This is a genomic window from Aeromonas sp. HMWF014 (genome assembly GCF_963878295.1).
GTDB classification, from domain to species: domain Bacteria; phylum Pseudomonadota; class Gammaproteobacteria; order Enterobacterales; family Aeromonadaceae; genus Aeromonas; species Aeromonas popoffii.
Genome location: NZ_CAWNYS010000255.1, coordinates 1 through 10,865, shown reverse-complemented (window position 1 = coordinate 10,865; position 10,865 = coordinate 1). Strand labels below are relative to the sequence as shown.

At 51.1% G+C, this 10,865-nt stretch carries 15 protein-coding genes and 1 pseudogene; 5 read left to right on the top strand and 11 right to left on the bottom strand.

The genetic code is table 11. The features are described 5' to 3' along the window. From AAC083_RS10430 to AAC083_RS10395, 8 genes are all read right to left on the bottom strand, one after another. Window positions 1-443, bottom strand: a 443-nt coding sequence (locus AAC083_RS10430; protein ID WP_108536545.1) for a JAB domain-containing protein, incomplete at its 3' end; no start/stop codon positions are given. Between the two features lie 90 nt (window positions 444-533). Then, window positions 534-836 carry a hypothetical protein gene (locus tag AAC083_RS10425; protein ID WP_108536544.1) on the bottom strand — a complete coding sequence of 101 codons (303 nt, stop codon included), beginning with the start codon at window positions 834-836 and terminating at the stop codon, window positions 534-536. Then, complete coding sequence (locus tag AAC083_RS10420) at window positions 811-1,239, bottom strand: hypothetical protein (RefSeq protein WP_108536543.1); 429 nt, start codon at window positions 1,237-1,239, stop codon at window positions 811-813. The genes AAC083_RS10425 and AAC083_RS10420 overlap by 26 nt, the downstream gene beginning before the upstream one ends. Before the next feature lie 10 nt (window positions 1,240-1,249). Continuing rightward, window positions 1,250-1,675, bottom strand: coding sequence for a DUF2787 family protein (locus tag AAC083_RS10415; protein ID WP_181364711.1), 426 nt, complete (start codon window positions 1,673-1,675; stop codon window positions 1,250-1,252). A 36-nt stretch (window positions 1,676-1,711) separates the two neighbouring features. Beyond that, window positions 1,712-2,275, bottom strand: a complete 564-nt coding sequence (locus AAC083_RS10410; RefSeq protein WP_108536541.1) for a lecithin retinol acyltransferase family protein — start codon at window positions 2,273-2,275, stop codon at window positions 1,712-1,714. An 84-nt stretch (window positions 2,276-2,359) separates the two neighbouring features. Then, window positions 2,360-3,034: a hypothetical protein gene (locus AAC083_RS10405; RefSeq protein ID WP_108536540.1), complete on the bottom strand. Its 675-nt coding sequence runs from the start codon at window positions 3,032-3,034 to the stop codon at window positions 2,360-2,362. A gap of 11 nt (window positions 3,035-3,045) precedes the next feature. Next, entirely contained in the window at window positions 3,046-3,198 is a 153-nt protein-coding gene (locus tag AAC083_RS10400; RefSeq protein ID WP_042034774.1) for a hypothetical protein, read from the bottom strand. Between the two features lie 11 nt (window positions 3,199-3,209). Next, window positions 3,210-3,563: a hypothetical protein gene (locus AAC083_RS10395; protein ID WP_108536539.1), complete on the bottom strand. Its 354-nt coding sequence runs from the start codon at window positions 3,561-3,563 to the stop codon at window positions 3,210-3,212. A 281-nt stretch (window positions 3,564-3,844) separates the two neighbouring features. Here AAC083_RS10395 and AAC083_RS10390 point away from each other — a divergent pair, with 281 nt between their 5' ends. Beyond that, on the top strand, window positions 3,845-4,189 hold the full coding sequence (locus tag AAC083_RS10390) for a helix-turn-helix domain-containing protein (RefSeq protein ID WP_041216040.1): 345 nt from the start codon (window positions 3,845-3,847) through the stop codon (window positions 4,187-4,189). Window positions 4,190-4,327: 138 nt separating this feature from the next. On the opposite strand, the gene AAC083_RS10385 is transcribed toward AAC083_RS10390, so the two are convergent. Both AAC083_RS10385 and AAC083_RS10380 read right to left on the bottom strand, forming a co-directional pair. After that, on the bottom strand, window positions 4,328-5,311 hold the full coding sequence (locus AAC083_RS10385; RefSeq protein ID WP_108536538.1) for a YagK/YfjJ domain-containing protein: 984 nt from the start codon (window positions 5,309-5,311) through the stop codon (window positions 4,328-4,330). A gap of 361 nt (window positions 5,312-5,672) precedes the next feature. Further along, window positions 5,673-5,885, bottom strand: coding sequence for a helix-turn-helix transcriptional regulator (locus AAC083_RS10380; RefSeq protein ID WP_108536537.1), 213 nt, complete (start codon window positions 5,883-5,885; stop codon window positions 5,673-5,675). A 471-nt stretch (window positions 5,886-6,356) separates the two neighbouring features. Between AAC083_RS10380 and AAC083_RS10375 the strand changes: the two genes are divergently transcribed. Continuing rightward, a complete protein-coding gene (locus tag AAC083_RS10375) occupies window positions 6,357-7,436 on the top strand; it encodes a hypothetical protein (protein WP_146181646.1) in 1,080 nt (359 codons plus the stop codon). Between the two features lie 118 nt (window positions 7,437-7,554). Further along, window positions 7,555-7,890: an H-NS family histone-like protein gene (locus tag AAC083_RS10370; protein ID WP_258224653.1), complete on the top strand. Its 336-nt coding sequence runs from the start codon at window positions 7,555-7,557 to the stop codon at window positions 7,888-7,890. A 22-nt stretch (window positions 7,891-7,912) separates the two neighbouring features. Here the strand turns inward: AAC083_RS10370 and AAC083_RS10365 are convergent. Further along, window positions 7,913-9,115: pseudogene (locus AAC083_RS10365) on the bottom strand (IS256 family transposase). A gap of 251 nt (window positions 9,116-9,366) precedes the next feature. Here AAC083_RS10365 and AAC083_RS10360 point away from each other — a divergent pair. Continuing rightward, entirely contained in the window at window positions 9,367-10,434 is a 1,068-nt protein-coding gene (locus tag AAC083_RS10360) for a cupin domain-containing protein (protein WP_108536535.1), read from the top strand. 25 nt (window positions 10,435-10,459) lie between these two features. Next, window positions 10,460-10,865 (top strand): lactate/malate family dehydrogenase (locus AAC083_RS10355; RefSeq protein ID WP_219927878.1); only part of this gene is annotated, 406 nt, incomplete at its 3' end.

The window sequence follows — 10,865 nt, the reverse complement described above, 5'->3', positions numbered from 1 at the left end:
GCATGAGGCGCTGGGGCGCCCCATGCAACACGTAATTGGGACATAGCCTTAGTAAAGACCCGGTCACAGTGGCTGGGTTCTGGGTCACCGCTGGGGTGATTATGAACCGCGATGATGGCCCCGAAATTGAGAATCAGGGCCCGCTTGACCACTTCCCGTGGGTAGATGCTGGCGCTGTCGAGGGTGCCGCGAAACAGCTCCTCAAAGGCCAGGACACGATGTTGGGAGTCGAGGAACAGTGCCCCAAACACTTCGTGCTCCCGGTCTTGCAGTAAGGTTTGTAGTCGCTCGGCGGCCTCGGTGGTACTGGTGATGGCAGTGCCTTTGGCCAGGCGTTTGCGGGCAATCTGGTTGGCGATGCGCAGCAGGTCTTGCTCGGTCACGGGTTCGGTGACGACATAGGTGCCGGGGCATTCCCCGGCTTTGAGTTTGTGGTAACGCATGTGGGGTTCTCCAAATAAACAAAACCCCGGCACGCAGGAAGCATGTCGGGGTCAAAGGTAGAGAGGTTGTTGGTTCACTGTGAGAGTAGTTCAGTTGGCCGTCGTGATGGGGCCTGTCGTGTCGACGGATTCACGCTTCACCGGTATCAACGGTTCGGGAACCAGTACGGTGAGCGGAATAGCGAGTGCAAGGCTCAGGCGCTCGGCTAGTTCGTAAGCTGGGCCGATGGTGTCGTAATCAGCTACCCAAGTAGCCAGAGCAAGGCCGCTGGCCTCTACTGCCCGCAGGTAGACGCTGTAGCCCTGCACGGTCAGACCACTGTCACGTACCACCTGCGTCTCGCCATCTCGATTAATCGCTTCAAGCTCAACGGCTATCGGTTGTTTGGGCATCTGGTGTCTCCTCTTGGGGTAAGGGGTCACTCTCCACACGATAGCCGTGGTGGATGCAGGTACGCTGCAGGTCGCTCAGAAAGCTCCCCAGCACGCAGGGCTGCTCAGAGAGTGGGACGGGGCCAGTCTGACATCGCCAGAAACAGCGACGCGTGGGGTCTACACAGATTTCATCCACGGGCTGACTCATGATGTGCCAGTCCTCGGCATTGGTGAGGGAGAGCAGCTGCCACTGCACCCCAGACCAGCGCAGATGCAGCGTGACGGTGCGGGCGTTTGGACTACCAGGAGTCAGGTGCAGCAACCAGTGCTCGCCCTGGCGAATCGGCTGTAGTTTGGTTTTGGCCGCGACCAGTCCCAGCCACTGGCGTGAATAGTGAGAGAGCGGCAGTCCGTTAGTCATCACACACCTCCTAATCCCCGCTGACCGTGACGGTGAAATACCCCAACTGGGCGTAGCTAATGAAATTGCTCTGCCACATTGCAAACAGTTCCCGCGCTTCCACGCCGGGCAGTGGCCCCCAGCCTTGCAGATAGTGCTCGTCGCAGGAGAGGTTGAAGTCGAGCTCCTTGCAGAGCTCGGCATCCTGGCCCAGGCCCTGGTAGCTGAAGTCGGTGATGTAATCGAAGACCCAGCCGTGCAATCCCCGAATAAGCCGCAGCTCTACCGGATGGACGCCACCCTTTTCGGCACTGTAGCCGGGGCTGCGAAAGTTGAAGGTCAGGGTCGAGAGGTTGGTGAGGTCGAGCAGTTGTTCCCGCACGACGCTGCGCAGCAAGTCAGGTAGCGTGGGTGAAATCGGCAGGGTCATCCCTGCCAGGTGAAATGGCATGGTCATCATGGTGTGTCCTTTTTGTATCGAATGTGAGAACCGTTAATCCCTTAGCCAGCGCCAGGCGCGGTAGAGGCCATAAGTGGCGGCGAGGGAAAGCGTGATGGGAGTGGCAGTAGTGCTCAGCAGCGAACCCGCTGTTGCCGCAAGCACTGTGCGCGTAGACGTACTTAGCATGGTGCTGGTGGCCAGCCCTGCGAGTGCTGAAGTGGTGGGCTGATTTGCCACCGTACGCAAAGCCTGATGCGCCACCCACCCGGTCGCAATCCGCTGGTTAATCTGCTTGCTGTAGTGAAAGCCTTCGATACACCAGAGCACGAAGTGCTCGCAGTTATTAAAGAGCGCGCTGTAGTGCGCCTCCCCGAGGCGAGAATAGGCACGGTCCATGCTCTCCTCCCGGTTGTAGGCGCGAGTCTCATGGTGCTGGATGTGGTAATCGTGCTCTTGGCAAAACTCAGCCAGGGAAGTGATGGTTATCTGGCCGGACAGTTCACCGGCACTGAACCCCAGGTAGTGGATGACCTGCTGGTCTCCCAGGTAGAGGCCGTGGTGCTGGTAACCGGTACGGGGGGAAACGAGGTGGTCCCCCGGTTGTGGTAATGGCATGGACAGTTCCTTTAATAAAATGCGGCATAAAACAGAGGGCACCCGAAGGTGCCCTGATGGTGGTGAATGTGTGGTGGCTGGTGGTCAGGATTGCTTGCGCAGCGTCAGGCTGCTGGCATCCCATACCCAGCGCTCGCTGGGATTACCGGGTAAATTGAGGGTAAAGCCGTTGGTGTCGGGGCTCAACTTGCCTTGGTCACTGCACGTCCCAAACTCGCTCGATATCATGGTGGGCGAATCTTGTCTGGCCACAACCAGCTGGTAGAGCACCGGGCAACCCACGCCACCACTGAACAGCTCAATCAGCGCGACCTGACCACCCTGTATCGCAAACTGGTGGGCCACATCGACACCGGCATAACTGTCGTGATGAGTCAGTAGCTCACCATTGAGCAGCACATCGAAGTTCACCTCGTCATTTTTTCGCACCGTAAATCCGGCTGATGCTTGCGCCAGCTTGGGCTGAAAATAGACGCTGCCATCAGTGAAGGTCACCATGGCCCCCTCAAGCGAGACTTGTGTTCCCACCAGGTCAATCAAGGCGGCGTAAGCTTCATCATTGGTCCATATCTCAACAGCCCCTTGTCCAGGCACCTCGACCCAGTACTTCATGCTGGCGTAGCTCAGCTTCCCGCTCAGGGTGGCAGGGACCTTTGTCTCAATCTCCAGCGCGCCATCGGCAGCGAAGGTTGCCATCGAACAGCTGAGCAGGAGCCCCAGCGTGGCCGCTCGTAGTGTCCGGGCGAACAGTGTCATCATGTGTCCCTCCATCAGTCTTTACTAATCAGCCAGTACAGCAGTCCGGCCAGAATGGGGTCGATAATTAACCCGAGAATGAACCAGCCCCAAAAAGAGCGACCGTTACCGGCAGCAACAAAGCCCAGCAGTAACGCAAGTCCCACCCAGAGCAGAATTAATGGCATGGATGAACCTCCTACTGGAATGTGTAAGCCGCTTCACCCTGATCGGTGAACACGGTGGCTTCGAGCAAGTTGCAGGTGCCTGGGATCAGGGAGAACTGGGTGCGCTGGCTGTACTTGAGTGATACCGGGAACGTGCGGTCTATCCCGTAGGGGCCTACCGCCACACACTTCCCACGGTTGATGAGGATCTTTTTGATGGTGACGGCATCATTGAGGGATGTTACCTGTAACTGGGGACGGCCCAGTGAGTTGTAGAACAGGTCGAGTTTGAATTCTGGCGGTAACGCCTTGGTGCCGTCAGAGGCACTGGTATAGATAACCGCTGAGGCAGCAAGCACTGCAGCAGCGATAAGGTAGCGTTTCATGTGTGGTCTCCTGTAACATGAAAAGGACAAAAGGGTGCCTGACCGATGAGGCAGGCCTCTCGGATAAGCGGGGTCATACAGGTAATGTCAGCGAGTGGGCTGGCAGTTAGCCAAGCGCTACTGAAGAAAGTGGGTTGGAATTTATGCCGTGTAGAAGACTCTCCTTTCCAATATCAATCTATATATTCAAACAAACTCAACCTTCCATGTCGAGTCTCAACTAAATTCGCCCTTAATGTCAACGAGTCCATGGTCAAGCATACGTGCTGACTGGAGGACTTATGACAGACGTCAACTTTGAAGAACTTGCCAAGAGCGTAGGTAAAGCAATTGGACGGCAACGCCAGCAAGCGGGGCTGACCCAGGAGCAAGTCGCGGAGCACCTGGATATCGGGATGGAAGCGGTCTCCCGGATGGAGCGGGGAAAAGTGGTACCGACCGTGGTGCGGTTGGCAGAGCTCGCCCAGCTGTTTGAGTGTGAGCTGGCAGACTTCCTGCGTGAAACCAGCAACCGCCCTACCGAACAAGGCATTGTGCTCAGCCAGCAATTGGCCAAGCTCAAGGCTGCCGACAGGGAGCTGGTGTTGGAGGTGGTTGATAAGCTGGTGGCGCGACTGGCGCCTTAATGGCCCACAGTGAGCATCTGTGACTGACAGACACCCGATGCCAAGGCCGATGGCTTGGGAGGCCGCAATGGCGCTCCCAAGCAGCTTCACAGCGATATCTGTTTACTCTCCCTAGATAATATCTGTCTGAGATCTTTTTCAATCGAACTCGATCAGCACCGGCAGCCCTGAACGGCGGATGCGTGGGCGACCGCGACGATTACTTGCTTCGGGGATCTCCATGCGGCCAAAGGTACGACGTCCTGAAGGGAGAGTGGCCAGCATCAACTCATCGTGCTTGGTCAGATACCCGAGCGCTTTTAACAGCTTCTCCTGCTTCTGCTCATCATCCCAATGCACCACGCCTATCCCATCGATTCCCCGTGCTTGGTAGTGCTCACGAAGGTGGGCACAGTTGAAATAGGTGCCAAGATCATTGGTGTACTCTTCCCAGTGCTCTCCCAGTAATCGGCCTAGTGAGCGATCCTGCTGATGACGAGCACCGTTGAAGATAAACACGGTGTGCATGTGAAAGCGCCGGTCTTGGCCATATTCCATCTTCCAGATATATCCAACTAATTCAGGGAATTGTCGCTTGATGATGGCCAGATAGCGCCTGCGATCTTCCATCGCCGTCTCGGGCGTTAGCCGACAGTAAACCTTCTCCTTGTAGCCAAAGTCCAAGCGGATGAACAGTAGCTTGGAATACTTGAGAAATAGCGTCGGAATATATTTCTCAAGGCTTTGACTGTTACGAGGTGCTGCTCTTAATCTGTTGTCCAGCCGCTTCTGGTGATCCTTGCTATACAGGACGTGGTGAAATGCTATCAACGCCTGATTAATGTCGTGTGCAATTATATTTGCCGTATCTTCATCTAATTCCTGTTGCTTGATTTGTGCTAGCCCATGCACACCTTGCATATGGCTTAAAAACAATGCCACCGTAGGATGTGAAGATGAAATGTCTGTATGGCTATAGAAATAGTCATCAGCATCCTCCAATGCATCGAACAATCCTTTTGTTTCGCTGGTAAAACACAGCTTGTTTGGTGGTGTGGTTATCAAAGAGACCATCGGTGCTGTTTCAGCATTTAAGCTGTTCACAAGTGCAATGATGGATATTAGTCTCGTTCTATTAAACATAGATCCTCTTTTTAGGCAAGGTTACCCCTACGCGATGTGATAGACACACGCGTATATCAGGGGAAGGGATAAATGGTGAGTGTTAATATCACCACCTAATGGTGGATGATGAGATGGTTATTGGATGGTTGTAGTAACTAACAGGATAGAGATGTAGTAATGAATAGGATGTAATGATACTGGTGTAGTATTCAACAGAGTGTAATGACCAATAATAAATATACCTTAATGCTCAGTCTCCCGAAGTAGGGCTTGAAACATGGATTTCCATATATAAGCAGAAAGTGAATTCTTACTCCGCTCCAATGTATTAATACACTCTTTTTGAAGGTTGTAAGTTATGGAGGTAATGAAGGGTAAATTAGACTTCTCTTTGGTTTATCAAGTTTTCGACCCAGGCATCAATTTCATGCTCTAACCAGCCGACAGCGGACAAACCCAGCTTGATGGGTTTTGGGAAGCTACAGTCATAGCGTGGTGACTTTGGGTTGATGCGGTCGTATATGGTAGACCGCGCCATACCGACTTTACTGATGAGGTCTTTTATACGCAGAACTTTGATGGGCTTACTCATGGTGTGTACTCCTGATGATGCGGGTGTTCTTCATCAGAAGGGCGGGCCAGTGAAAAAAAACCAGCTCGATTCAGGCTGGAGGTATAATCCGCGACAGACTTTGCGGATATAGCTATCTGCGCACCACATGGCTACAGCTTCATATCTCCTCAGGCGTTCTGTTATGGAATAGATCATCTGGTGAGGTAGTGAGGAGGGGTCGGATTGCCCCCGAGCAGATCATCCAGCTCCCCATAGAGGAGGTGGGAGGGCTCCCTATAGGGGGACGGGGTACATAGAACCTTTACTTTCATAATCACACAATCAACTTTAAATCAACCAAAAATGGTCTGATTTTATACTCAAAAACCACTTAAAAATTACCATTTACAACCAGAAATCTACATAGTAATATTTTTTCGCTTGGTTTGGTGCAGATTCTTTTGCTACCAGAGAGAGCATAAATAGGACTCCTTAGAGGCATACCTGCTTGTGGCTCCTGAGGGTGTGGTAGGTATCGATGGTGGCGAGGTTGAGATGGCTGAAGTGACGTGGAATCCGAAGAAAGAAGAAAGAGAAATTATGTTTCTCTACCATTTTTTTGAAGATGATATAGGAGAAAAAGTTCGGCGAAGAAGAGGTTATTCAATACCAGGAATAGAAGATGCTGCTAATAAACTAAATTCATTCACATCTGACTTGGCTACATATAAGTGGGGAGGGGACTTATTATTTGAAAAGCTAAGAACAATAAAATTAAAAACTCATGGGAGAGATTTTGAAGACCCTCGTGAAGTAAAGAGGATGATGCTGGATATTTTTTATCACCATTGTATTAGCTTGGAGAGTTTTAACTGGATTTCGCCAGATAATGAACGCTTATGTAACTTCATCTGGGCTTCACTGCTATCTTCACACAGTTATCAATATGGTCTTAAATGTAATCAAACTCTGGAGATTACAGATGACGAAGATGACATGGATAATCGGACGCGAGAGCCAGAAATCGATATTTTAAATCTGAATAAGAGCGTTTATCACCAGTTAAACCTTCCCATTCATGTGAATAAAAGTCATGACAAAATAAAATACATAATACGCTTTTTTGACCTATGGGATGAGTCAGTAGACATCAAAGAACGGCAGATGAAGAAGTTCGAAGATGCGTGGCTTAAAATTAAAAACAAATCAAAAATGGAGGATTGGCTAAATAAAAATGAAGCAATAGTAAGCTGGGCCTGGGAGTACACGCAAAAAAAATACCTTAAATTCAAGACTCCTGATTGGGTTGATATATCAAGGTCGAATAATGACGAACAAATAAAGGCAACCTTAATTACCTTATATGACTTGTTGCCATTAGAGCATCGGAAAATATGGATGGCGTCACTGAGAAATAGTGGTTCACAGCAAAAGCACAGACAGAAAACAAGTGATCGCAAAGTTATTAATGTTCCCCTCTCGGAAGAACATCATGAGAAACTCAAAAAAATGGCTAAGGATTCTAACCGTAGGATCTATCAGATGGTAGAGGATATGATCGAAAAAGAATATCAGAAATACTATCCTTAATCGTTAAAATGATCAGATCTGAAATATATCTCTCGTTAAGAGAGCGGCAAGGTGTTTGTAACACAAGGTTTATATTTTTTATGAACGCATCTTCCCACTATTTATATGGAGGTTCTGAATGAGTGATTTTCTGAACGTGCTATTGAGCATCCGTAGTCTGCGGGCTGCTCTGCGCGAGCTGTCTTTGGAACAAGTAAAAGAAGCCCACGAGAAAATCGAGCTGATTTATCTGGAACGTTTGGAGCTGGCTGAGAAAGAACAAGCTGCCCAAGCTGAGCACCAGCAAAAGCTGGCTGAGTTCCAAGCGATGTTGGCTCAAGCTGGTATCGACCCGACTGAGTTGGTTGGCAGTACTCCAGCAGCAACTACGGCCAAAGCTAAACGAGCCCCTCGTCCACCGAAATACCGCTATGTTGAGAATGGTGTAGAGCGCACTTGGAGAGCCTGTAAATAATTCTGTGTAACTGCCCACTCCATTACAAGTGACCGTTCAGGCGATCACCGAATTCGATAATAAAACGATTTAGGGCAAGCTTCCAATTCTGGATCGGCATGGTCCATTTCTTGGAGGCCTGCTGTATCGCGAGAAACGCCACTTTTAGCGCCGAGTCGTCGGTCGGGAAGAGCTTCCTTTGCTTGGTCGCTTTACGCAGCACGCTGTTCAGTGACTCGATCGCATTGGTGGTGTAAATCACCTTCCGGATGGCGGGGGGATAATCGAACAGCGTGAGCAGATTGGCCCAGTTACTCTGCCAGGAGCGCGTTATCTGCGGGTACTGGCTATCCCAGCGCTCGCCGAAGGCCGCCAGCGCCTGCTGAGCCTCACGTTCCGTCGCAGACTGGTAGATCTGCTTCAGCTCCGCCGTCACCGCCTTGTAGTCCTTCCAGGAGACATAGCGCAGCGAGTTGCGCACCATGTGGACGATACACAGTTGAACCTTGGTCTGCGGATACTCCACAGCAATCGCATCAGGGAAGCCCTTGAGACCGTCCACACACGCAATCAGGATGTCTTCCAGGCCACGGTTCTTCAGCTCGGTCAGGACCGACAGCCAGAACTTTGCCCCTTCGGTCTCGGCCAGCCACAGGCCCAACAGCTCCTTGTGACCCTCCATATTGATGCCCAGTGCCAGATAGAGCGACTTGTTAATCACCCGCTGGTTTCAGCACAATGCAGTCCAGATAGACGATGGGATAGAGCGGATCCAGCGGCCGGTTTTGCCATTCGTGGACCTGCTCGATGACGCGTTCGGTCACCTTCGATACCAGCCCCGCCGAGATGTCGGCGTCATACATCTCTTTGAACGCGTCAACGATATCCCGGGTGCTCAAGCCCTTGGCGTAGAGGGCGAGGATCTGGTCGTCCATCTGGGTCAGGCGTGACTGGCCCTTGCGGACAAACTGAGGTTCGAAGGACGAGTTACGGTCACGAGGCGTCTGGATGGTGACCTCTCCGTGCTGCCCTTTGAGGCGTTTGGTGGAATAGCCATTGCGATTGTTGCCGGTCCCACGGCCTTGTGGGGCGTGTATCTGGTAGCCCAGATGCTCGTCCATCTCGGCATTAAGCGCGCTCTCGACGGTGAGCTTGATCAGCTGTTGGGTGAGGGTGCCGAGATCTTTCCAGACTTGATGTCTTTTGCCAGCTCAGCGGCGAGTGCTTTGAGTTTGTCTTGGTCCATTTGCTTACCCACGAAGGTATCCTTTTGCAAAAGTTACTTATTCGTGGGCGGTTACACAATTGGATTTACAGGCTCGGAATGAGCAGTGATTTCTTGGAGACCCTACTCATCCCCTGCATCAAAAAAACGACCACGCATTAACAAAATGTTCACGCTTTCACTCTGGGTTGTGCTATTGTCGACGCCGATTGAATCCGTTTCTGTTTTTTCCTATTTTTATCCTTTTTATTACTTAGATGAGTAGTGTCTTAATGAGCCATGTAACTGAATACAACCGTAAGCCTGTGTTTTCCCTGTACCACCGTGCGGACATGGAGACCATAAAAAGCATTACAGAAAACGGGATTGAGAAGATTTTGGGTGAAGTGAAGAATTTCCGCGCTAATGCGGAAATCAATTGCTTTATTCCCGAACAGGCACGCCTGGCCGTAAGCTGGGTTCGCTTGGCGAAAAACGAAAAACTGGATGTTCATGTTCATCCGATTTCTTCGTTGTATATCATCTGTGAAGGTGAAGCGATCTTGCTGGGAGATGGCATTGACCGTCTGGCCGTTTCTGGCGATATCATCTGCATTCCGCCTGGGGCCGATCACGGCTTTATCGGTGCGGGTGATAACGGTTACTGGGGACTGTCGATCCAGTTTGAAGAGCGCGGGCTCTATGAAGATCCGAGCAAACCGCTGGTTACCTTTGATAACGATCCTTACGCTTACTATCACCAACTGAAAGCGCACAATGCCCACTACATCGAGCGCTACAAGGCCAACAAGATCTTTACTGCGTTCGCCAAGGACAAAACCTTCTCCGAAGCAAAAAAATCCTTGTTCTTGGACTACCTGCAGATTCTATCCGATCAGTTCCAAAAAATGGTGCTGCTGCGTAGCGCGCTTTGCGAAGACACTCGCTTCTCATGCTTCTTCAGTGAACATCTGAAAGAGGAATTCGGCCATGACGAAGTACTACGCAACAGTCGCGACAACCTTCAGGTACGCGAAGATGCGATCTTCGAGGCGCTGTGCATTTGGTTCAACCATCAGATGATGACTCTGGATAACTTGGAACAGGCTATCCTGGTGCATTTTGTCATCGAAGGTTCGGCTTTCGTCTTCTATAACAACATCAAGCACATTTTCGATCCGAGCAAACAGAATCACTTCGAGGATCACTCCGAATTCGATGGCGACCATCAGGAAGTGGACAAGGCGTTCTTCAAGGGCATGACCGAAGAACAATTCCAGCGCGTCAAAACCATGCTCGATAAAAGCTGGAGCATGGTTGAGAAGCAGTACGAAAGATTGGCTGAACTGATCGAAGCATAAGCCAAGCGGGCCATCAGGTGCAGTCATGAAAATTGTTTTTCTGGGATTCGGCGGTATTGGGCAAGAGACGCTAAACGCGCTGTTAAGCACGGCCGAGCGGCGCGATAGTCTCAATGAGGTAGTCATCCTCTGCCGAAATACCGAAAAGTATTCAGCCGTTTGCGAAGATATTCTTGATGGCCTGCTGGCGGAGCATCTCTTCTCACGCCACAGCCAGGCGAACTTGCCCAAGATTGTTGTTACGGATGACTATCGCCACATTGACGGGGCCGACGTGATCCTGTGCTGCTATGGCGTGCCCTCAACCTTTCCGATGCACGATCGCCAGGCGTTGCTGGACGATCACTTGCAGCTCAGCACGGAAATTTTCAGCCGCGCGAAGCCATTCATTGCACCCGACTGCCACATCATCAATGCGGTCAATCCAGTGG